The 21,149-nt window shown below is 60.6% G+C and carries 22 protein-coding genes; 21 read left to right on the forward strand and 1 reads right to left on the reverse strand.

Going from position 1 to position 21,149, the window contains the following annotated elements:
* Positions 1-39 precede the first annotated feature (39 nt).
* The 16 genes from HY26_RS01335 (at position 40) to HY26_RS01410 (ending at position 13,515) form a co-directional block, all read left to right on the forward strand.
* Entirely contained in the window at positions 40-873 is an 834-nt protein-coding gene (locus HY26_RS01335) for a hypothetical protein (RefSeq protein ID WP_158531384.1), read from the forward strand.
* Positions 870-2,096, forward strand: a complete 1,227-nt coding sequence (locus HY26_RS01340; protein ID WP_051599688.1) for a DUF4350 domain-containing protein — start codon at positions 870-872, stop codon at positions 2,094-2,096. Before HY26_RS01335 ends, HY26_RS01340 begins: the two co-directional genes overlap by 4 nt.
* Positions 2,083-3,039, forward strand: coding sequence for a MoxR family ATPase (locus tag HY26_RS01345; protein ID WP_034763038.1), 957 nt, complete (start codon positions 2,083-2,085; stop codon positions 3,037-3,039). Before HY26_RS01340 ends, HY26_RS01345 begins: the two co-directional genes overlap by 14 nt.
* Positions 3,036-4,349: a DUF58 domain-containing protein gene (locus tag HY26_RS01350; protein WP_034763040.1), complete on the forward strand. Its 1,314-nt coding sequence runs from the start codon at positions 3,036-3,038 to the stop codon at positions 4,347-4,349. Before HY26_RS01345 ends, HY26_RS01350 begins: the two co-directional genes overlap by 4 nt.
* Positions 4,350-4,354: 5 nt before the next feature.
* Complete coding sequence (locus HY26_RS01355) at positions 4,355-5,347, forward strand: stage II sporulation protein M (protein WP_112072764.1); 993 nt, start codon at positions 4,355-4,357, stop codon at positions 5,345-5,347.
* A complete protein-coding gene (locus HY26_RS01360) occupies positions 5,344-6,285 on the forward strand; it encodes an RDD family protein (protein ID WP_233351495.1) in 942 nt (313 codons plus the stop codon). Before HY26_RS01355 ends, HY26_RS01360 begins: the two co-directional genes overlap by 4 nt.
* Before the next feature lie 52 nt (positions 6,286-6,337).
* Positions 6,338-6,715, forward strand: a complete 378-nt coding sequence (locus HY26_RS01365; RefSeq protein ID WP_112072765.1) for a hypothetical protein — start codon at positions 6,338-6,340, stop codon at positions 6,713-6,715.
* Positions 6,716-7,177: 462 nt separating this feature from the next.
* On the forward strand, positions 7,178-8,584 hold the full coding sequence (gene atpD / locus HY26_RS01370) for a F0F1 ATP synthase subunit beta (RefSeq protein ID WP_034763048.1): 1,407 nt from the start codon (positions 7,178-7,180) through the stop codon (positions 8,582-8,584).
* Positions 8,584-9,024: a F0F1 ATP synthase subunit epsilon gene (locus tag HY26_RS01375; RefSeq protein ID WP_112072766.1), complete on the forward strand. Its 441-nt coding sequence runs from the start codon at positions 8,584-8,586 to the stop codon at positions 9,022-9,024. The genes atpD and HY26_RS01375 overlap by 1 nt, the downstream gene beginning before the upstream one ends.
* Positions 9,021-9,296: an AtpZ/AtpI family protein gene (locus HY26_RS01380; protein WP_034763054.1), complete on the forward strand. Its 276-nt coding sequence runs from the start codon at positions 9,021-9,023 to the stop codon at positions 9,294-9,296. The genes HY26_RS01375 and HY26_RS01380 overlap by 4 nt, the downstream gene beginning before the upstream one ends.
* Entirely contained in the window at positions 9,293-9,562 is a 270-nt protein-coding gene (locus HY26_RS01385; protein ID WP_146740152.1) for a hypothetical protein, read from the forward strand. Before HY26_RS01380 ends, HY26_RS01385 begins: the two co-directional genes overlap by 4 nt.
* Complete coding sequence (locus HY26_RS01390; RefSeq protein ID WP_065382856.1) at positions 9,559-10,263, forward strand: F0F1 ATP synthase subunit A; 705 nt, start codon at positions 9,559-9,561, stop codon at positions 10,261-10,263. The genes HY26_RS01385 and HY26_RS01390 overlap by 4 nt, the downstream gene beginning before the upstream one ends.
* The gene (locus tag HY26_RS01395) at positions 10,256-10,504 is read left to right on the forward strand and encodes a F0F1 ATP synthase subunit C (protein WP_034765729.1); all 249 of its coding nucleotides are present in this window, start codon (positions 10,256-10,258) and stop codon (positions 10,502-10,504) included. The genes HY26_RS01390 and HY26_RS01395 overlap by 8 nt, the downstream gene beginning before the upstream one ends.
* Positions 10,501-11,226: an ATP synthase F0 subunit B gene (locus HY26_RS01400; RefSeq protein WP_034765731.1), complete on the forward strand. Its 726-nt coding sequence runs from the start codon at positions 10,501-10,503 to the stop codon at positions 11,224-11,226. The genes HY26_RS01395 and HY26_RS01400 overlap by 4 nt, the downstream gene beginning before the upstream one ends.
* Complete coding sequence (locus tag HY26_RS01405) at positions 11,210-12,709, forward strand: F0F1 ATP synthase subunit alpha (protein ID WP_112072768.1); 1,500 nt, start codon at positions 11,210-11,212, stop codon at positions 12,707-12,709. Before HY26_RS01400 ends, HY26_RS01405 begins: the two co-directional genes overlap by 17 nt.
* On the forward strand, positions 12,706-13,515 hold the full coding sequence (locus tag HY26_RS01410; RefSeq protein WP_112072769.1) for a F0F1 ATP synthase subunit gamma: 810 nt from the start codon (positions 12,706-12,708) through the stop codon (positions 13,513-13,515). The genes HY26_RS01405 and HY26_RS01410 overlap by 4 nt, the downstream gene beginning before the upstream one ends.
* Here HY26_RS01410 and HY26_RS01415 read toward each other — a convergent pair.
* Positions 13,504-14,835, reverse strand: a complete 1,332-nt coding sequence (locus tag HY26_RS01415) for an MFS transporter (protein ID WP_158531385.1) — start codon at positions 14,833-14,835, stop codon at positions 13,504-13,506. The two genes, HY26_RS01410 and HY26_RS01415, sit on opposite strands and share 12 nt — an antisense overlap.
* Before the next feature lie 130 nt (positions 14,836-14,965).
* Between HY26_RS01415 and HY26_RS01420 the strand changes: the two genes are divergently transcribed.
* From HY26_RS01420 to HY26_RS01440, 5 genes are all read left to right on the forward strand, one after another.
* A complete protein-coding gene (locus HY26_RS01420; RefSeq protein WP_158531386.1) occupies positions 14,966-15,451 on the forward strand; it encodes a MaoC/PaaZ C-terminal domain-containing protein in 486 nt (161 codons plus the stop codon).
* Between the two features lie 50 nt (positions 15,452-15,501).
* A complete protein-coding gene (locus HY26_RS01425) occupies positions 15,502-17,124 on the forward strand; it encodes a class I adenylate-forming enzyme family protein (protein ID WP_112072772.1) in 1,623 nt (540 codons plus the stop codon).
* Positions 17,121-17,873 carry an enoyl-CoA hydratase/isomerase family protein gene (locus tag HY26_RS01430; RefSeq protein ID WP_112072773.1) on the forward strand — a complete coding sequence of 251 codons (753 nt, stop codon included), beginning with the start codon at positions 17,121-17,123 and terminating at the stop codon, positions 17,871-17,873. Before HY26_RS01425 ends, HY26_RS01430 begins: the two co-directional genes overlap by 4 nt.
* A gap of 144 nt (positions 17,874-18,017) precedes the next feature.
* Positions 18,018-18,761 (forward strand): TetR/AcrR family transcriptional regulator, encoded by a 744-nt coding sequence (locus HY26_RS01435; RefSeq protein ID WP_112072774.1) that lies wholly within the window; start codon positions 18,018-18,020, stop codon positions 18,759-18,761.
* Positions 18,762-18,937: 176 nt separating this feature from the next.
* On the forward strand, positions 18,938-21,139 hold the full coding sequence (locus HY26_RS01440) for a TonB-dependent receptor (protein WP_112072775.1): 2,202 nt from the start codon (positions 18,938-18,940) through the stop codon (positions 21,137-21,139).
* The last annotated feature ends 10 nt before the right edge of the window (positions 21,140-21,149 follow it).

The following is a 21,149-nucleotide window of genomic DNA, read 5'->3' on the forward strand; positions in this document are numbered from 1 at the left end:
TCGAGGCAGGCGGTCCCGCCGCCAGCAGAGGAGTATCCGGTGCGGTTGAGGTTGAGGACAGGAACTGCCCTTGCGCTCGCCTGCCTGCTCGCCGGACCCATTTGCGCAAGCGCCGCAAACGCACAGGAAACAGGCGATGCGAATGCACCGCATGCCGGCCCGATCGTCGTGCCCCCATCCATTGACGCCGACCCTGTGCTGGACGACGAATTCGCCTACAAAGCTGAAGACTGGCGGCCGCAGACTGACCTCGATGCCCTGGACCGGGCCCATGCCGACTATCTCAATCGCCGCGACATGCAGCTGGAACGTCCGGAGTGGGAAGCTGAGCCAATTGCCCCTCCAGACCCTCCACCGCAATGGCTGAAATGGCTGGGCGATTTGCTCGGCAATCTGTCACCTTTATTCCAATTCATGTTCTACGCCGTCATTGCGGCGGTTGTGCTGGGTTTTTTGTACTTCGTGTTCGGCGAAGCGATCCGCGTCCGCTTTGGCAAGCGCGGAGAAGGCAGAGTGGATGAGGGCGACGATATCCTGATCGACGTGCGCCCCGATGCGGGCATGGCACGCGGCCTGCTCGAAGAAGCCGACGCGCTGGCACGCGCCGGCAAGTTCGCTGAGGCCGTTCACCTGCTCCTCTTCCGCTCCATCGAGGATATCCAGACCCGCCTCGAAGGCGGCGTGCCGAAATCGCTCACAGCCCGAGAGATCGGCGGTCTGCAACACTTGCCGGAACGCGCGAAAAGCGGCCTCGGCCCGATCATCCGGATCGTCGAGCGGAGCTTCTTCGGCGGACGCCCTGTGGATTCAGAAGGATGGCAGGAAGCGCGTGCTTCCTATGAAGACTTCGCGTTCGGTGAGGGTTGGGCATGACCGAGACCTCGCAATCCTCTGCCGCACCGTTTGCGGCCCGCACGGTTGCCATCCTGATTGCGGTGGCAGTCTTCTCCTTCGGGGCCATTATGGTGCTCGCCGGCTGGTCGCCGGAACTGCGTGATCGCGACCGGGCGGGGGACCACCCCTTCTCCACCTCCGCCATCGGATACAATGGCATCATCCAGCTACTGGAAGCGCAGGGCTACCCTGTTGAGATCTCCCGCTTCAAAAGCAATCTAGATGGGCATTACGGCCTGATGGTCCTCACGCTCTCCACACGCGGCATGGGCAAGTCTCTGGAGGAGTATGAGCTCCAACCAGATACGCTGATCGTCCTGCCCAAATGGTCAGGCATGGTCGACTGGACCAATCCGTCCCGCATGAAAGATACCGACCTTGCAAACAAAAGCTCGATCGCCAGCGTGCTTGACGCATTGGGGATCGAGGCCGAAGTCATACGGACTGATGTGCCCGGCCGCATCGCGACACCTTTCGGACAAACGGCAATCAAACCGGATCTGCAGCTCCAGCTGCTCCAGTCAGAGAAGCTGACGCCCATCATTCGCACCGGTGAAGGTGCCCTCCTGTCCCAGCTTCCCGGCCGGGATATCTACATTCTTGCCGACCCCGACCTGATAAACACGTTCGGTTTGGCGGAACGTGAGAATGCCCGTCTCGCGATGCAGATGATCAACATGATGCGCTATAGCGAAGATGAGCCGATCATCTTTGACGCGACGCTGCATGGTTTTACACGGTCTGAAAACCTGCTGCAGATGATGTTCGACATCCCCTTCCTGGGAGTCACACTTGTCGCCCTGGCCGCTGCGCTCTTGCTCGGCTGGGCAGCCACGATCCGATTCGGCCCGCCAGCCCGCGAGACCCGCGCGATTGCCCTGGGGAAGCAAGCACTCGCGGATAACTCGGCTGGTCTGGTGTCCATGGCACGCCGCGAAACACGAATGGCGCCAGGATACCTTTCCCTCATCCGCCGCCGCCTTGCAAAACAAATCGGCGCACCGCGGAAGCTCACCGAGGCGCAGCTTTCTGAATTGTTCGACCGTCTTGGGCCGGAAGATGTTTCCGGCAAGACCTTTTCACAGATTGAAGCCGGTTTGCGCGGCCCCGCCGCCAACCGGGAAGACTTGATGCACAAGGCCCGCGACCTCTGGCGCTGGCGCCGCGATATTCTCAGGAGATCCATGAATGACCCCAGCTGACATCCGCGATCTGGCCACACGAATCCGCGGCGAAGTCCGAAAAGCCGTCATAGGCCAGGACGTGACAGTCGACCTGCTCCTGACGGCGCTGTTCTCGTCTGGCCATGTCCTTCTGGAAGGGCCACCCGGGACGGCCAAGACGCTTCTGGCGCAGTGCTTCGCGCGCTCCATTTCTCTGGAGTTCGGCCGTATCCAGTTCACGCCGGACCTCATGCCCGGAGATGTTCTGGGCACGAACCTGTTCAACTTCCAGACCAACGAATTCACGCTCACCAAAGGTCCGATCTTCACCGATCTGTTGCTTGCAGACGAGATTAACCGGACCCCGCCGAAGACCCAGGCCGCGCTGCTGGAAGCGATGCAGGAGCGGAAAGTCACCATCGATGGCGATGCCTATCAGCTGAATGACCGCTTCATGGTGATTGCGACCCAAAACCCGATCGAGCAGCAAGGCACCTACCCGCTGCCAGAGGCCCAGCTGGACCGTTTCCTTTTCAAGCATACGCTCGACTACCCCTCCCGCGAGGAAGAATTCGCAATCGTCGCCCAGCACGGCACCCGGACCGGCATGAAAACTCCCGCCGCCTTCGGGATCGAACCCGTTATTTCTCACGAGGAACTCGACGCCGCTGTCACCTCCGTGTCCGCAACAAAAATTCAGGACGATGTGATCGGCTATGTTGTCGACATCGTACGCGCGACACGCACCTCGCCTGCGCTGGAGACCGGCGCCAGCCCCCGCGCCGCAGCTGCGCTCGCCACCGCTGCCCGCGCCCGCGCAGCGCTCGATGGGCGTGACTTTGTCATTCCAGATGACGTCAAATCGCTTGCCCTGCCGACGCTGCGCCATCGCGTCCTGCTCTCGCCTGCCGCAGAAATCGAAGGCCGCACCACGGAAGAAACCCTGATGGCCATTATCGAACAGACGGCGGCGCCCCGGTGATTTCCCCGACCGCTCGCGCTATCTTCCTGATGTTGCTCGGCCTGCCGCTGATGGTCGGCATCGCCCTGCTGCGTCCGGACCTCTGGACCCTTTCGGCAGGATGGATTGCGCTGATCGGCGGTCTGATGGTTCTCGATGCGATGATTGGACCGGCGCTTCGCGCTTTCGAAACCGATATCGAGGCTCCGCCCATTCTCTATGCCGGCGATAGCGATCCGCTTCCGGTCACCTTCCGCTTCACACGAGGCAGCCTCCCCGCACGACTGGAGGTGCAACTGGAGACAAGCGAACTGCTTGAAGACGTTCCCACGCGTGGCCTTCGCGGCTGGGAGGGGAATGAACGCCGCTACCAATTCACGCTTACACCTCTTCGCCGTGGCACAGCGAAACTGCTTCGCCTTTGGTGCCGCTGGCAGGGACCGCTGGGCCTCATCCAGAAGCGGCATATTCGCGATCTTGGTACAGAAATCGTCGTCACGCCCAATATCCGCTGGGTGAAGGATGAGGCCGTGCGCCTGTTCTCCCGCGACGCCGAATTCGGCATCAAGACACAGATCGAGCGCGGCGACGGCAGCGAGTTCGACGCCCTGCGCGAGTTCGCCGCCGGCATGGACCGCCGGGCCATCGACTGGAAACACTCCGCTCGCCACCGTCACCTACTAGCGAAGGAATTCCGCACCGAGCGCAACCACAATATCGTCTTCGCCTTCGATACCGGCCGCCTGATGAGCGAACCGCTGGGCGGCGTGCCGAAGATCGACCGGGCCATCAATGCGGGCCTCCTTCTCTCATATGTCTCGCTGCGCAATGGCGACCGGACGATGTATTTCGGCTTCGATGCGAAGCCCGGGCTTGCCAGCGGTTTCCAGTCCGGTTCCCGGAGCTTTCCGCGCATGCAGAGCCTCGCCGCCCGGCTCGACTATTCGGCTGAGGAATCCAACTACACACTCGCACTCTCCACCCTGGCCAGCCAGCTGGAACGGCGCAGCCTGATCATCATCTTCTCCGACTTCGTCGACACCATCTCCGCTGAGCTGATGCTGGAAAATGTCCGCCGGCTGACCGACCGGCATCTGGTCCTGTTCGCGACCTTCGAGGACGAAGCGCTCTCCTCAATGGCGGATGCGCCGCCGGAAACGACCGAGGATGTCTCCCGCGCGGTGATCGCAGGCAATCTCCTGTCCGAACGCGATGTCGTTCTGCGGCGGCTGCAGCGGATGGGCGTGCAGATCATCGAGACCCGGCCGGAACACTTCGGCGGCGCCCTGCTCTCCCGGTACCTTGAGATCAAGAGGAGGGACATGCTTTGAGCGATATGCTGAAGTCCTACCGCTTCCGCGAAGAGCGGGAGTCCGACTGGCGCAAGCTGGACCTGATCCTCACCCGTGCCGAAAATTCCGGCGTGAAAGCGCTGTCGGATGAAGACATGATGGCGCTGCCGCATCTCTATCGGCAAGCCGTCTCGTCCCTTTCGGTCGCCCGCTCCATTTCGCTGGACCAGAATGTCATCACCTATCTGGAAGGCCTCTGCACGCGGGCCTATTTCTATGTCTACGGCGCACGCACCTCCCTTGGCGAGCGGATGGCGCAATTCATTCGCGCCGACTGGCCGGAAGCCGTGCGCGGGGCGGTGCTCTCCACAATTCTCGCGGCCCTCTTCCTGTTCGGCGGCGCAGCGCTCGCCTTCTTCCTCTGCCTGCAGGACATGGACTGGTACTGGACCATTCATGGCCACAGCTTCGGCGAGATCCGCACACCGGACGCGACCGTGGAACAGCTGCGCTCCACAATCTACACTGAACCTGGCGAGATCGGACAGGACCGGCTGACCGCCTTTGCCGGCTTCCTGTTCAACAACAATGCGCAAATTGCGCTCTTTGCCTTTGCACTCGGTTTTGCGTTCGGCATCCCGACGGCGTGGCTGCTTGTCTGGAACGGGATCATTCTGGGATCCATGTATGCGGTCTTCTGGGACAAGGGCCTTGGCTATGAGTTCACCGGCTGGCTGCTGATCCATGGGGTCACGGAATTGTTTGCCATCGTGCTTGCAGGCGCAGGCGGTTTCGTCGTCGGCGGCGCGGTCGCATTCCCGGGGCGAATGTCCCGCCTGACATCTGCGAGGCAGTCCGGACAGAAAGCGGCGACCATTGCGATGGGCTGCGTGATCATGCTGATCATCGCCGCAATTCTGGAAAGCTTCGGACGGCAACTGATCAATTCCGATACGATCCGCTACGCCATCGCCGGTACGACGCTGGTGTTCTGGCTGCTCTATTTCTACCTTCCCCGGCAGAGGCCAGGCACATGACAGCCCAGGCAGCCACACCTGTAAAGCAGATGGAAATCGAAGCCGCCCGCCGGCGCCGGGCGCGCATGGCGGAGGCACAACGCCTCAACAAGATGACACGGGAACTGGTCACCCCGGAAGGCGCAAAGTTACACCTGAAGCTCGCCACAGCAGCAGAGCGGGCCGGCGCCTTTGCGATGGATGTGGCCATCCAGTGGGCCATCGTGATCGGCACTTTGCTCGGCCTTTCCTATGGCGCTGCGTCCATGGGCATCGAGAATGTGAACATCGCATTCGCCTTCTGGCTGGTGTTCTATTTCTTCATCCGCAACTTCTATTACATCTTCTTCGAGATCGGCCGGAAGGCCGCCACGCCCGGCAAGCGCGCCCTGGGCCTTCGGGTGGCTTCCCGCGATGGTGGACGGCTGACGGCCAATGCGGTGCTGGCCCGTAATTTCACGCGGGAAATCGAAGTCGGCCTGCCGATCCAGTTCCTGCTGATGGGCGGCGACCAGCTGGGCGCCTGGATGGCCGTCTTCGGCCTGCTCTGGTCCGGCGTGTTCCTGTTCTTCCCGGTCTTCAACAAGGACAAGCTGCGCGTCGGTGACCTGATCGCCGGCACCTGGGTGATCAAGGCGCCGAAAGTGAAACTGATGGGCGACATTGCGCAGGTCACCGTCACCGCCCCGCGCACAAACATGTTCGCCTTCACGCCGGAACAGGCAGACGCCTATGGCATTCACGAACTCCACGTTCTGGAAGATGTGCTGCGCCAGTCGACCGGCGATATCAAGCAGCAGGTCGCCGAACGAATCCGCACCAAGATCGGGTGGGTCGCCCAGCCCGGCGAGACCGACATCGCCTTCCTCGAAGCCTATTACGCGGCCCTGCGCCGCCGGCTGGAACAGCGCATGCTGATGGGCGACCGGAAAGCCGACAAGTTCGACGTGCGGCGATAGAGCCAGCACGTTCGCCGGGAAACGCCTCGGCGTTCCGGCAGGTTCCTGGCTGATGGTGAGGTCGGCTCGTGTCGGGGTCCGGCCATGCCTTCAACGCTTCGATCAGCTGAACGGTGAGCCCACCCGAGATGAGGGCCACGGCGCGGTGCATGGCGTGGGTCTTTGCAATGGGAACGATGTAGGGTTTCGGCTCGCCTGCCGCCTTCTGGCGCTGCAGCGTACGGGCGAGGCATTTGGCCCGACGCTCGGCGCCCTGAAGCGCTTCGAGCATGGCCTGCCAGCGATCAATCAGGGGGGCGAGCACAGGCCCGCGCATTGGCACGATGATGGGCCCATGCAGGAAGTCCGGCGCTTTGCCAGCCTTCGTCGGCACGAGCGAGCACGTATACTTGCTCTGCGCGTCACCTTCGCTCTTCTCAAAATAGTTTGAGCCGAGGCGCGGCTTAACCGGCGCGAGCTGCACATGCATTGCCATCAGGAAGATCAGACGGCGGAGCAGAGTGCCGAGCCGTTTCAGCTCACCGAGGCAGCGGCGCTTCACCGTCTTCGAAACCGTCTCCGGCACCTCGCGTAGCCCGGCCTTCAGGCCCGCTTCCGCAATGGCGCGCCCGATCGTTTGCCAGGCATGAGAGAAGAAATCGGTGAGGTCCGTCATGCCGGGAAGGCTGGATTGGGCACCTATGCCGGGAATTGAAGCCCCCTGTTTGCGCGTAACCTGCAGGCACAACGGGCGTACTGTGGGTGGATCGAACCCAATCTGCCCCTCACCCTGCGGCGCTTTGACTATCCCATTGCGGCAGAACTTCGACCTGCTATTCTTCGTGTCGCAGACGCAGACCAAGTCAGATGTTCTGCCGTGTCATCTGGCCTGAGCAGGAAGCGGGAGGGTGTATTGCCTGACCAAGTGGCAAGGGTCACAGCCGTTCGAGGACCGGTGATAGACTTTGTCTGCGAAGGCGAGCTGCCGGCGATCAATGATGCCGTGATCGTTGATCCGGATAAGTCTGCTGTCGTTTGCGAAGTCCAGGCGCACCTGGATACCCAGCATTTCCGCGCCATCGCGCTGCAACCAACACAGGGCCTCTCCCGGCTCATGAGCGCGCGGATGACCGGCGCCCCCATCACCGTACCGGTCGGGGACGACGTGCTGGGGCGGCTGTTGAATGTTGTCGGCGACATCGGGGATGGCGGCCCGCCCTTGCCGGGCGGCACGCCGCGCCGATCCATCCACCAGCCCGCTCCGCCGCTTTCCCGGCAAGGCGCAGAGGTGAAGCTATTCTCAACCGGCATCAAGGTGCTCGACCTTCTGGCCCCGCTCGCACAGGGCGGCAAGGCGGCGCTGTTCGGCGGCGCCGGGGTCGGCAAGACCGTGCTGGTCACCGAACTGATCCATGCAATGGTGAAGGACTATGACGGCGTGTCCGTCTTTGCAGGCGTCGGGGAACGCTCGCGCGAGGGACATGAGATGCTTCACGACATGACGAATTACGGCGTGCTGGACCGCACCATTCTCGTCTATGGACAGATGAACGAGCCGCCGGGCGCGCGCTGGCGGGTGCCGCTGACCGCGATGACGATTGCAGAACATGTGCGCGACCAGGACCAGCGCAATGTCCTGCTGATGATGGACAATGTCTTCCGCTTCGTTCAGGCGGGCGCCGAAGTCTCCGGCCTCTTGGGGCGCATGCCGTCCCGGGTGGGATACCAGCCGACGCTGGCGACGGAAGTGGCAGACCTGCAGGAACGCATCACCTCCTCCAGCCGCGCTGCCGTGACCGCAATCGAAGCCGTCTATGTTCCGGCGGATGACTTCACCGACCCGGCCATTGCCGCGATCAGCACCCATATGGACAGCATGGTCATGCTGTCACGCGACCTCGCCGCGGAAGGCATCTATCCGGCGATTGACCCTTTGCGAACAACTTCCACCTTGCTCGACCCACTGATCGTGGGTGAGGAGCATGTCCGTACGGCGACGGAAGTCCGTAAACTGATTGAGCATTACAGTGAGATGCGGGATGTGATCGCCCTGCTTGGCGTGGAGGAACTCAGCCGCGACGAACAGCTGCTGGTCGGCCGTGCGCGCAGGCTGCAGCGTTTCCTGACACAGCCCTTCTTCGTGGCCGCCGCCTTTACTGGAATGGAAGGCCGCAGCGTTCCAACGGAAGACACGATTGCCGGGTGCCGCGCCATCCTGTCCGGCGAATGCGACGACTGGGAGGAAAGCTCGCTCTACATGATCGGGTCTCTGGACGAGGCCCGGTCCAACGAAAATGCGCGGCGGAAGAAGGCGTCGTGATGGAAACGCTGAAACTCACCGTCACAACACCGCTGCAGATCATCCTGCAGGAAGATGCGGTCATATCCTTGCGGGCAGAAGATGCGAGCGGGGATTTCGGCATCCGGCCGGGCCACACGGATTTCCTGACCGTGATCGATGCCGGCGTCATGCGGTGGCGCACGGCGGAGGCGCCATGGCGTTATTGTGCCCTCAGGGGCGGCATCTTCAGCGTGATGGGCGGAAGCGAAGTGCGGATCGCCTGCCGGGAGGCCATCGTCAGCGAAGATCTCGCCTCCCTCCAGGCGCGCGTCTCTGCCGCGCGGAAGGAGGCGCTGGACGAATCCCGCCGGGCCCGGGCGCAGGGTGTGAAACTCTATGCGCACGCCGTGCGCCGCCTGATGCATGAACTCGCCGCCGGGGGTGACACGCTGGGGTTGCAGCCGGATGCCGACAAATGAGTGAAGAGAGCGACCGCACCGAAGAAGCCGCCCGCCGCGCGGACGCGCTGGACAAGGCTGGCAAAGCGGATCCCGAACCGTCTCTTGCCCGACGGTTCGCGACTATCGGCGCACTTGGATGGATCATCGTTGTCCCTATCCTGACTGGGCTGTTCATTGGGCACTGGCTCGACAAGTGGCTGCACACGGGCATCACCATGGCCGCCGCGCTGCTGATGGCCGGTGCAGCCCTGGGCTTTGTGCTGGCGTGGCGCTGGATAGAGGAACAATGATGCCGGACGCGGGCACAATCATACTCGCCCTGCTGGCCGGATTGGCCGGGATCGGGATCGGCTGGCTGCATTTCTACAGCCTCGAACGGATTGCGGAAATGATTGTCGCAGGCCGCCTCTCCGCCATCGGCCTGCAGCTTGCCCGGATCGTGCTGCTGATCGGCATCCTGTGGCTGTTCGCGCAGGCTGGCGCGCTGGTGCTGCTGGCCGGGGCGGCTGGTGTGCTGGTCGGCCGGATGATCGTCATGAGGGGAGCCCGGCGATGAACGCATCTCCATTCAATGTCGAGACGGCCTTCATGCTCGGCCCGCTCGCCATTACGTGGCCGGTGGTCGTGACCTGGGGCATCATGGCGGTCCTCACGATCGCCTCCTTCCTGATGACCCGCCGCCTGACGCTGAAGCCCGGCCGGGCACAGGCCGTGCTGGAACTGATCGTCAGCACACTCGACAGTGAGATCCGCGCGACCGTGGAAGGCGACCCTGCCCGCTTCCGGCCGCTGATCGGGACGCTCCTGATCTTCATCCTTGCCGCCAACTGGACATCGCTCGTCCCCGGCGTCGAACCCCCGACCGCTCATCTGGAGACAGATGCCGCGCTGGCGGTGATCGTGTTTTTCGCCTCGATATACTGGGGCATCCGGTCACAAGGGATCGGCGGCTGGCTCTCCAGCTTTGTCCGGCCCAGCTGGCTGATGTTGCCGCTCAATGTGATCGGACAGGTCACACGGCATTTCTCGCTGATGATTCGCCTGTTCGGCAATGTCATGAGCGGCGTGTTCGTGATCAGCATCGTCTTGTCCCTCGCCGGCCTGCTGGTGCCGATCCCGCTGATGGCGTTGGAGATGCTGACCGGGGCGGTACAGGCCTATATCTTTGCCACCCTGGCGCTGGTCTTCGTCGGTTCGGCGGTCAGCGAAACGGGCGTAGACAACACAAGACAGCAGAAGGAACTGCCACATGATTGAATATGTCGAGATCGCCAGTATCATATGTGCGACGCTTGCGGTGTGCCTTGGTGCTGTCGCCCCTGCGCTGGCAGAAGGGCGCGCTGTCGCCGCCGCGCTGGAAGCCATCGCCCGCCAGCCTGAATCTGCCGGGACGATCTCGCGGACCCTGTTCGTCGGGCTCGCCATGATCGAAACCACGGCGATCTACTGTCTCGTCGTCTCCCTTCTGCTGCTTTTCGCTAATCCCTTCACGCAATGAATTTTGACTGGGTCACATTCGGTTTTCAGGTCGTCAATGTCCTGCTGCTTCTGGCGATTCTGAGGTATTTCCTTTTCCGTCCGGTTGCGGACATTATCACGCACCGGCAGGCGGAAACGGATGCAGCATTGACCGCTGCACAATCTGCAAAGCGCGACGCAGAGGCCGCTACCCGCAAGGCCCTCGACGAGGCTGATGCAACCGTGGCGGCCCGCCAGGACGTCCTTGCCCAAGCACGCAAGGATGCCGAAGCACAGCACAAAGCCTTGCTGGAAAAAGCCCATGCAGAAGTCGACAAGATCATCGCCGAAGGAAAAGCCGCGCACGCGCGCAACGCCAGCGACAGCAAGGCGCAGGAACTGGCACGCGCCCGGGACCTTGCCACCTTGATTGCCCAAAGGGCCCTGACGGCGCAGCCACAAGATCTCGCAGGCTATGTCAGCCGTCTGGTCGCGTCGCTTCATAAAATGCCATCCGCGGAACGGACAGCCCTGCTGAAAGGCGGGCACCTGAAACTGCTGAGCGCCGCGCCGCTTTCCGAAAGCGATCATTCCCTCGTGACGTCCGCTTTGGCGCCGTTCGACATAGACCCGGACGTTTCCGTTGCGCCTGACCTGATTTCCGGCCTCGAACTGGTTTCGGACAGCGGCGCGATCCGGAACTCGCTGGCCCACGACCTGGACCAGATTTCAGAAGCGATGCGCGATGACCGGCCGGACTGATCCCGCACTGGACCCTTTGAAGGCTCGGATCGCCGGGGTGCAGCTTGGCGCCGAGTCCGAGGAGCGCGGCAAGGTCATCGCCATCGCTGATGGGCTCGCGACTGTCGACGGCCTGCCGGGCGCTGAGCTCAATGAAATCCTGACTTTTTCAAACGGTGCGCGCGGCTTCGTCATGACGCTTGAAGAAGACCACTTGAACGTCGCCTGCCTCGACCCTTCTGACGATGTCGCTGCCGGCACCCATGTCACCCGCTCGGGAGAACTTGCTTCCGTGCCGGTCGGGGAGCACCTGTTCGGCAGAGTGCTGGACCCTCTGGGGCGTCCTCTGGACAACGGATCGATGCCTGAAGGCAGCGAAAGACTGCCCGTGGAACGCCCGGCACCTGCGATTATCGATCGGGATTTCGTCACGGAACCCGTCGAAACCGGCTTGCTCGTTGTCGACGCCCTGTTCGCGCTGGGCCGGGGGCAACGCGAACTGATCATCGGGGAACGCCAGACCGGAAAGACGTCCATCGCCGTCGACACAATCATCAATCAGGCCAATAGCGACATTATCTCGATCTATGTAGCCATCGGCCAGCGGACATCTGCGGTCCGCCATGTCATTGATGCGGTTCGCGAGCATGGGCGAATGGAGCAAACGATTTTCATCGTCGCCGAAGCCTCTGCCGAACCGGGCCTGCAATGGCTGGCACCGTTCTCCGCGACATCCATCGCCGAATGGTTCCGCGACCGGGGACAGCATGTCTTGATTGTCTATGACGACCTGACCAAACATGCCGCAACACACCGAGAACTCGCGCTGCTGTCGCGGCAGCCGCCCGGCCGCGAAGCCTATCCAGGCGACATCTTCTATCTGCACGCCCGTCTGCTCGAACGCGCAGCCAAACTGTCCAATGCCCGCGGCGGCGGCTCACTGACCGCATTGCCCATCGCTGAAATCGAGGCCGGAAACCTTTCGGCTTATATTCCAACCAATCTGATTTCGATCTCGGACGGCCAGATCGTTACGTCGCAATCGCTATTTGCCGCAAACCAGCGTCCTGCCATCGACATTGGCCTGTCGGTGAGCCGAGTTGGCGGCAAGGCCCAATGGGGAACGATGAAGTCCGTCGCCGGACGGTTGAGGCTCGATTACGCGCAATATCTGGAAATGAAGATGTTCTCGCGCTTTGGAGGGTTTGGCGACGAGGCCATGGCGTCGCGGATGAAGCGAGGGGAACGTATTGCCGCCCTACTGGCCCAGCCACGACTTTCCCCACTGGACCTGATGACGCAGATTGCACTGCTCAGTGCTCTGATCGAAGGCATTCTGGATGATGTGGACCTGAAAGACATCCCCACTTTGAAGGCACGACTGTCGTCGCTCCTCGCCACGGATTCCAAATTCTCAGAAGTGGACGTGAAGACAGACAAGCTGGACAAGGCGACGAAGTCGGCCTTGCTGGAGGCCGTGCACACCGCATTGAAACAGTCATGAGCCAGCGCCCGGAAGAGATCCAGCACCGTCTGAAAAGCCTCGATGAAATTGGCGACGTCGTCGGGGCGTTACGCGCAATTGCTTCCAGTCATGCGAGCTCCTCTGAAACCGCAATGCAGGCGATTGCTGCCTATGCGGGGACGGTGAGGCACGCGCTGGCGATCTCCATCGCAGCCTCAGCGCCGCATTCGGAACCGGAGGGGCCCGGCCTGTTGCTGGTCGTCGGTGCGGCGCAAGGCTTTTGCGGCGCCTATCCGGAACATATTGGCGAAGTGGCCCAATCCGCACTCGAGCCCGGCATGGGCCTTGTGGTTATCGGGAACCGGACGGCTGACATGCTGAATGCCGCGCATGCGCCGGTCTTGTGGTCGGCCGATTTGCCGGGACATCCTGCAGCAATACCCGCGCTCGCCAGCCGCACGACGGACGTCCTGGTGGAGCATTCGCCCCACCATCCCGGCCCGATCCGTGCCCTGACCGGGTCTCCCCGTAGCGGCCATGCCGCCAGGCTGTCGCGTCTTTTTCCTCCGGAGCCGCCTGAAGGGATGACTTCGCAAATTGCACCGCTGATGACCTTGCCGGCAGAAGACCTGTTGACTGGCCTGCTCCAGGAAGCCCTGTTCGCCAGCGTCGCGCATGTGATGATGCAAGGGGCTGAGACCGAAGCCCGCGCGCGCGTGGAAACCATGGCGAGAGCCCAGAACAATCTCCGCACGCGCCGCACGGAAGTCGAACAGGCCTACCAGCAAGCCCGGCAGGAACAGATGACCACCGAAATGATCGAGCTGTCCGCGTCACGGACTTAACGCTTCTATTCCCATTTCATCCGCGCGGTGCGCCGGATTGCACCGGAACATGATCGGAATGCTGATCAACACAAAGACGGCAGGAACCAGTGTCATGGCAGCCCGGATTGCAGCCACGGTGTCACTACCCTGCGTTTCTGAGGCGGAAACATAACCCCCGAGGCTCAGAACGCCGCCGACGATCAATGGCCCCAGTGCCAGACCACCCTTTTCGACGGCCGTCCAGGCACCGGTATAGACGCCGGCAGAGTCCCGTCCGCGCAGGCGGGCTGCATGAATGACGTCTGTCAGCATGGCAAATGGCAGGAGTTGCAAGCCACCAAAGCCGATGCCAATGATGAGCGTCGCGGCCAGCGTTACCGCCTTTTGCCCATCCAGTGCTGTCAGCCAAAAGAACACGAACCCTATCGCGACGATGACGCCGGCAAGCATATATGCCCGCGCCTTGCCCATCTTCGTGGCCAGGATATTCCAGACAAAGAGCGACATGACCGTTCCGCCCATGAGCGACAGGAACATCTCGGAAATGACGCCTTCGCTCTGGCCGGTAACGTCTGTCACATAATAAGGTGTTGCCCCCATAAACACGCCAAATCCGGCCAGTTGGGCAATATAGGCCAGCGCAAGCGCCAGGAAGTCAGGATCCTTTCGCAGGTCGGACAGTTTGCCCCTGCTGTGTTCGTCCTCGGCCGGAGCAGACACATCGGGTGATCGCGCTGTTCCGAAGAACGCCAACAACATCGTCACTGCACAGATAGTGCCAATCGTCCAGGACATCGCTGCGAAACCGGCGCGTCCTCCGCCATAGAATTCCAGAAGCGCCGGGGCGAGCGCTGAACCGGCCAATACCCCAACCATCGCGAATGTCATGCGGTAACTCATGATGCGGGACCGTTCAGAGCTGTCGGCACTCATTTCAGCCGGCATGGACAGGTACGGCACGGCATAGACCGTGTAAGCGGTGGCGCTCAGCACATAGATCACCAGAACATAGACAAAGCTCATCGCCTGGCTTGGAAACACCGGCGCGCTGAACAGGAAGCCGAATGTCAGGGAGGTCAGGATCGCGCCGATCAGCAGGTATGGACGCCGGCGGCCAAGCCGGGACCGGGTACGATCGGAAACCCAGCCCATTACCGGATCCGTCACAACGTCCCAGATTCTCGGAAGGAATACCGCCAACCCGGCCAGCGCTGGCGAAATGCCCAGAATTTGTGTCAGGTAATAAAGCAGCAGAATGCTTGGAACAGTGAGATAGAGACCGGTCCCGATCGATCCCATACTGTAGGAAAGAAGAATCCTGCGTGGTGTCGGCCCCATTCTACGCGCTCCGGTCATCTCAACTCACTTTGTCTCGCCCGAATGTCGCGATTGCGCGATGGTCCGGTTGACTTAAATATGAAAATGAGGCCATACTCATTTTTGTCAATAGAAAATGGGGCACAATACAATGAGTGATAATCAAGTCGGTCTCGTCGATTTTGCGATGTTCCGCCCTGGAGAAAATGTCGGCACCTCGGAATGGGTGACGGTTGATCAGCCAATGATCTCCGGCTTCGGTGATATCACACTTGATCCCGATCCAATGCATGTCGATCCGGAATGGGCCGCTGAAAACAGCGCGTTCGGCCGCACGATCGCGTTTGGATTCCTGACCATGTCGCTGCTAACCCATCTGCTGCATTCGGCTATGGGCGACTCGAATGATCGCGAACATGCGGACGTTGGCTATTTCCTGAATTATGGCTTCGACCGGATGCGGCTGGTGTCCCCTATTCCCGTGGACAGCCGGGTGCGCGGGCATTTCAAGACGCTGGAAAACTACACCGATGAAAAAGATCGTCAGATGGTGAAGTTCGAATGCCACATCGAGATCGAAGGCGAGGAACGCCCTGCCCTGATCGGTGAATGGCTTGCGATCTGGATCAACAAATAAGCGCCTTGTGCACCCAGCCCTGATTTTCGAGACGAACCGAGCATACAGCCATGTCCCTTCCCGCCCCCGCAGACATCACACTGCCACCCGCCTTCCCCCGGATCAGCGACTTTGTCGGTCACTATGCCGAGCTTACCCCGGATATCGATGCAATGGTACTGGAAGGCCAGCGCGTCACGTACCGGCAGTTCCACGACCGGGTGGAGGCCCTCGCCCGAGCATTGCTCAGCGCGGGCGTCAAAAAGGGCGACCGGGTCGCCACGCTTTGTACGCCGAGCCCGGATTATTTCATTTGCTTCCTGGCGACAGCATCCATCGGCGCGATCTGGGTCGGGCTGAACCCGCGTTACCAATTGAATGAACTCACCTATGTGGCGGACGACAGCCAGCCAGTGCTGCTGCTCGCACGGTCGAAGATTGAGGGACGGGATTATACCCCGGAACTGGAAGCCCTTGCGAACCGCACGCCCTCCATCCGGCAGACAGTCGTGCTTGATGAGCAGTCTGGTAGCCTTCCGGAAGGTGGAATCGGTCTCGCAACCTTCCTGGCCGATGGCGCGGGCGTTTCAGATGCCGACCTTACATCTGCGCGCTTCACATGCGGCGGGCGGGATGCCTGCATGATCGTCTACACATCCGGTTCAACAGGCCGCCCGAAAGGCGCCCTGCTACACCATCAGGGCATTGTCGAGTTCAGCCTGGAACAGAATCGCGTCTGGCCCGTCTTCCCCTTGCGTACACTGAACTATTTTCCGGTGAACCATATTGGTTGTGTGGTCGATATTTCCTCACCGACCCTGGTTGCTGGCGGGACGATTGTGTTTCTGGAAAACTTCTCACCCAGTAAATCCCTGCAACTCATGGAACAGGAACAGATCACGCTCTGGGCCTCCGTACCGAGCGTCTTCCAGCTCCAATACGCAGATGCGAGTTTCGCTGAAACCGATCTTTCCGCGGTCAAACTGATCGTCTGGGAAGGTGCCGCGATGCCGGCGGACATGCTGGATCGCCTGCTGCAGCATGGTGCGCCGCTGGCCACCAATTATGGCATGACGGAAAGCTGTGGTGCGATGACAGTCGTGCCCCCTACACGCGATCGCACAGTCCTGTCTGGAACTGTCGGCTGGCCAATGCCGGGCGCTCAGGTTCGCCTTGCTGACGGCGATAATGTGATTGCGGAAACGGGTGTCACCGGGGAAATCCAGGCGCGGTCTGCCTATAACATGCTCGGCTATTGGAACCGGCCAGAAGCGACGGCCGAAACCCTGAACACTGAAGGCTGGCTCGCAACCGGAGACCTCGGCCAACGCAACGCCGATGGCACCTACACCATCGTAGGCCGCTCGAAAGAAATGTACAAATCCGGCGGTTACAATGTGTATCCACGCGAAGTGGAGAATGTGATCGAAAGCCATCCACAGGTCGACATTGGCGCGGTGATCGGCATCAGCGATCCGGTCTGGCAGGAAGTTGGGATCGCCTATGTACTGGTGAACGGCGATCTCACTGTGGAAGCACTTGAAGCGCACTGCCGCGAGAATCTCGCGAACTACAAGATCCCGAAGCGCTTCTTCCTGGTTCGCGAACTTCCGCTGCTTCCCATCGGAAAAGTCGACAAGGTTGCTCTACGGAAGCAGGCTGCCGAAGACATTGCGAATGCCACAGCATCATGAGCGATGTAATGTATACGCATGCAGGACGTGTTGCTCGAATAACGCTCAACCGCCCTTCCGTTCGCAACGCCATCAGCCGGAACATGCTGCAGCAGCTCGAGCAGCAGCTCGACCGGGCGATCGCTGATGAAGATGTCGACGTTATCGTCCTCGCCGGAGCGGGCCGGGATTTCTGTGCCGGTGAAGACCTGCGCGAGCTAAGCGAAGCCATACCAGATGCCACCAGCGCCGTCGCCATTGTGGACCGCTTCCAGAATGTCACTCGCCAGATCATGTTGGGACACAAACCGGTGGTCTGTGTCACGCAGGGATGGGCGATCGGGGCCGGAGGCGCCTGGCCGCTCAATGCAGACTTCACGCTCTGGTGCGAAACCAGCAAGATGCGTTTTCCTGAAGCCGGCCATGGCCTCTATGCAAGCGGCGGTGTGACCTGGCTGCTGGAACAGGTTTGTGGACCGGCGCGCGCCCGTGAAATCAGCTGGGCAGGCGTGGATGTCAGTGCCGACGAACTGGTAAAAGACCGAATTGCCCCGCGGCTTATCCCCTCCAATGATATGGACGCGGCGCTCGACCACCTGCTTGGCAAACTCCTTTCCCTGCCCCGCGCCTCCCTGACCCGCTACAAGACGGCGCAGGCGGACAGAATTCATGACCAACTCGAAGCCGCCCTGGAATCGGAAAAGACACAGATGCTGGATGCCGCTGACGCGATCAGTACGAACGGGGCGGACTTCAGCTTCAAACCGTGAGAGACTTTGCCCACATCCCACACACCCACTACCATGTCTTGAAGAAATGACGGGTTCAGGTAGAGGTGCCCTGTTTGTTGAATATGGCGTCAGATTTGCACCGGTCACCGGCAAAATCTGCCACTGGCAGCGGGAGAGGCTGAATTGGCAAAATCGGATGCGGTAGAAGTCCAGGACAAGCGTTTTACGGCACAGCTGGACACAAGGCTGAAAAAATCGCCGCCCAAGCGCAAAGGCGACAGGACTCGTGAACGCCTGAAACTGGCTGCAGCGCAGGTACTCGAATCTGTTGGCTATCACGCCATGCGCATTGTCGACATTACCGAGCAGGCCGAAACCTCGGATGGCTCATTCTATATTTATTTCAAGGACAAGAAGGAAATCACGCTGAGCGTGCTGCAGGAATTCCTGGAAGGCATGCAGACCGTCGATGTGCCCGCAGGCGAGACGCGGTCACCTTTTCAATCCATTCGAACGGCCAATCTGCACTGGCTCGGCATCATGCGCGCGAATGCGGGTCTGATGCGGTGTGTCTTGCAGCTGAGCGACGAGGATGCAGAGTTCGGCCGCGTCGCACACGCCAACAACCGGGTCTGGCACGAAAAGATCGCCCGCAGCGTTGTCCGCAATTATCCGGAAGGCGCCATCGAATATGAAGCGGCACTTTTTGCGGCTTTTGCATTGGGCGCGATGATGGATGAACTGGTTCGCCGGATCGCGATCTATCCGGACGAAGGCCTGGTCGAATTTCTCAGCAAAACCTGTCCGAGTGATGAAGACCTTGCGGATGCTCTAAGCGTAATTTGGTTCCGCGCACTTTATCCAGGTCACCCCCTTCCGGATCACCTGGGCGCCATGGCACTCGATCTGAAAGCCTTCGGAAACTAGGTCTCTCGACCGGACGGCCGCCCTGATCTGTGTCCTGACGGTCCATTCCCTCAAAAAATTTCTGAAATGCACCTCATTCTCCGGGATGAGGTGTTGACTCGTACGAGTTTTCAGAATCTAAATTCAAATATGAGGCCATATTCATTTTTAAAGATGGCAATTGGGGAGTTCTCAACATGAAGAAACTAATCTGGACAAGCGCCATCGCCATGCTGGCTGCCGGACAACTCGCAGTCGCTCAGGAATCCCGAGCCAGTACAGCCGAACCTGCCGAACAGACCCGCAGCCTTCAGAAGGTGGTCATCACGGCCCGGAAGCAGCAGGAAACATCGCTGGAAGCCCCCCTTTCCGTCACCGCTTTCACGTCTGACTCCCTGATCAACGAAGGGATCGGTGACCCGGACGCGCTCGCGCTTCGTACGCCAGGCATGACATACGGCAATTTCGGGGACTCCAAGCTCTCCCCTACTTCGCTTCGCGGTGTGATTGGCGGTTCTGGCTCAGCCGGCGCAGATCCGGCCGTTGCCTACTATCTTGATGAGGTCTTTCTCGGACAAGGTGTCGGCGCAGCGGTAGACCTGTTCGATCTGGAACGTGTTGAAGTGCTCCGTGGTCCTCAGGGCACTCTCTTTGGACGGAACGCGATCGGCGGTGCTGTCAGCTACACGACTGCCCGGCCGACAGACGAATTCGAGGCCCGGCTGGAAGCCGAGGCCGGCAATTATGACTATTACCGTATCGGCGCTGTCGTCAGCGGGCCGCTGATCAAGGATACCGTGTCCGGGCGCCTGGCGGTCCAGAAAACGGAGCGCGGCGGTCTGTCAGACAATGTCGTGCTGGGGCAGGAAGTAAATACCGAAGGGGCCTGGTCGGTCCGCGGGCAGCTCCTGTTCAATCTCGGCGCTGAGACTGAATGGTTGCTCACCGCCGACTACAAGGAAATCGATCAGGAACCGCTGATCTTTGAAACGCTGAAATATATCGACGGAACCACTTTCGTCTCGGTCCTGGATGCCTTCTCGATCGAACGCAACGCAGATCCGTTTGACCGCAAGGTCTACGCAGATCAGCAACCGGTCGAAACCGCGGAGATCTGGGGCGCGTCCTCGATATTCACGACGACCATCAGCGGCATCGACATCACCAACATCACCTCCTATCGCGAGCACGACTATTTCAACCGTACCGACACTGACCGGTCAGCCCTGAGCTGGCTCTATGATGGAGACCCGGAAACCGCGCAGCGCTTCTCCAACGAGTTCCGCCTGAACTGGAGTTCCGGCGACCTCGACTGGATCCTGGGGACCTATTATTACGACCAGGAAGCCTCCAATCTCAGCTTCATCGAAATCGGCTCTGACCTGGCTGACCTGCTCGGCGCTCCGGAGGCCGCTGGCGGACGCTCCGGCTCGGACGCACGCATGGATACACGTTCCATCGCCGCTTTCGCGTCAATGACATGGAATATCTCCGAGATACTCGATGTCACCCTGGGTGCCCGGTACACGGATGAAGAAAAGAAGATCAACTATTCACAGTCCGATCCATTCGACCTGCTCGGCGGCAACTTCGGCGTTACCGGATCGGACAGCTGGTCGGAAGTAACCCCCACCGCCAATGTGCGCTACCGGTTCACACCGGAAACAATCGGGTATGTCACTGTCTCCAGCGGCTTCAAGAGCGGTGGTTACAATGATGCACTGGGCGACGCGAACGGTATCTCCTTTGATCCCGAAACCCTGTGGAACTATGAAGCCGGCCTGAAGGGTGAGCTGTTTGATGGCCAGATGCAGGCCAGCCTCGCCGTCTTCTACATGGACTGGACGGATATCCAGATCACCACGGACAACCCGAACACGCCGCTTTATGATCCGCAGATCAGCAATGCTGGTGCGGCGCATTCCACCGGGGTTGAACTGGAAGTGCTTTCGCGGGTCACCGACTATCTGACTGTCGGTCTGAACGCTGCTCTGCAGGAAGCCGAGTTCGACGAAGGCATCCTTCCCGACGGCACACCGCTCGACAAGATCCCCTATGCGCCCGACTACACATTCAATCTTAATGCGGACTATGAGGCGCCACTGACCCAGTCACTGGACTGGTTCATTGGGGGCTCGGTTTTGGCCAGGGGTGAAAGCTACCTGACGCAAGACAACCAGTCTGACGGCCGGGTCGACAGCTATGCGCTCTACAATCTCAGTGCCGGTATTGCCGCGAATGACGGGTCCTGGAGGCTCAGCGTCTGGGGAGAGAACCTTGGCGATGAAGAGGTGAAACAACGCCTGTTTGACCTGTCGGGCACAGATGTCATTGGTCAGAAATTCGTCGTCCTCGGCGACCCGGAGACCTATGGTATCCGTCTCGTGGTCCGTTACTAAGGAGACTATC

The sequence above is a fragment of the Hyphomonas sp. GM-8P genome (assembly GCF_003263315.1).
GTDB lineage: Bacteria > Pseudomonadota > Alphaproteobacteria > Caulobacterales > Hyphomonadaceae > Hyphomonas.

What these genes read in the sequence shown, in the direction of transcription:
- HY26_RS01340 (WP_051599688.1), top strand. Translation starts at nt 870, where the DNA reads ATGACCGAGACCTCGCAATCCTCTGCCGCACCGTTTGCGGCCCGCACG.
- HY26_RS01345 (WP_034763038.1), top strand. Translation starts at nt 2,083, where the DNA reads ATGACCCCAGCTGACATCCGCGATCTGGCCACACGAATCCGCGGCGAA.
- HY26_RS01355 (WP_112072764.1), top strand. Translation starts at nt 4,355, where the DNA reads ATGCTGAAGTCCTACCGCTTCCGCGAAGAGCGGGAGTCCGACTGGCGC.
- HY26_RS01360 (WP_233351495.1), top strand. Translation starts at nt 5,344, where the DNA reads ATGACAGCCCAGGCAGCCACACCTGTAAAGCAGATGGAAATCGAAGCC.
- HY26_RS01365 (WP_112072765.1), top strand. Translation starts at nt 6,338, where the DNA reads ATGGTGAGGTCGGCTCGTGTCGGGGTCCGGCCATGCCTTCAACGCTTC.
- HY26_RS01375 (WP_112072766.1), top strand. Translation starts at nt 8,584, where the DNA reads ATGGAAACGCTGAAACTCACCGTCACAACACCGCTGCAGATCATCCTG.
- HY26_RS01380 (WP_034763054.1), top strand. Translation starts at nt 9,021, where the DNA reads ATGAGTGAAGAGAGCGACCGCACCGAAGAAGCCGCCCGCCGCGCGGAC.
- HY26_RS01385 (WP_146740152.1), top strand. Translation starts at nt 9,293, where the DNA reads ATGATGCCGGACGCGGGCACAATCATACTCGCCCTGCTGGCCGGATTG.
- HY26_RS01390 (WP_065382856.1), top strand. Translation starts at nt 9,559, where the DNA reads ATGAACGCATCTCCATTCAATGTCGAGACGGCCTTCATGCTCGGCCCG.
- HY26_RS01395 (WP_034765729.1), top strand. Translation starts at nt 10,256, where the DNA reads ATGATTGAATATGTCGAGATCGCCAGTATCATATGTGCGACGCTTGCG.
- HY26_RS01400 (WP_034765731.1), top strand. Translation starts at nt 10,501, where the DNA reads ATGAATTTTGACTGGGTCACATTCGGTTTTCAGGTCGTCAATGTCCTG.
- HY26_RS01405 (WP_112072768.1), top strand. Translation starts at nt 11,210, where the DNA reads ATGACCGGCCGGACTGATCCCGCACTGGACCCTTTGAAGGCTCGGATC.
- HY26_RS01410 (WP_112072769.1), top strand. Translation starts at nt 12,706, where the DNA reads ATGAGCCAGCGCCCGGAAGAGATCCAGCACCGTCTGAAAAGCCTCGAT.
- HY26_RS01415 (WP_158531385.1), bottom strand. Translation starts at nt 14,835, where the DNA reads ATGGGGCCGACACCACGCAGGATTCTTCTTTCCTACAGTATGGGATCG.
- HY26_RS01420 (WP_158531386.1), top strand. Translation starts at nt 14,966, where the DNA reads ATGAGTGATAATCAAGTCGGTCTCGTCGATTTTGCGATGTTCCGCCCT.
- HY26_RS01425 (WP_112072772.1), top strand. Translation starts at nt 15,502, where the DNA reads ATGTCCCTTCCCGCCCCCGCAGACATCACACTGCCACCCGCCTTCCCC.
- HY26_RS01430 (WP_112072773.1), top strand. Translation starts at nt 17,121, where the DNA reads ATGAGCGATGTAATGTATACGCATGCAGGACGTGTTGCTCGAATAACG.
- HY26_RS01440 (WP_112072775.1), top strand. Translation starts at nt 18,938, where the DNA reads ATGAAGAAACTAATCTGGACAAGCGCCATCGCCATGCTGGCTGCCGGA.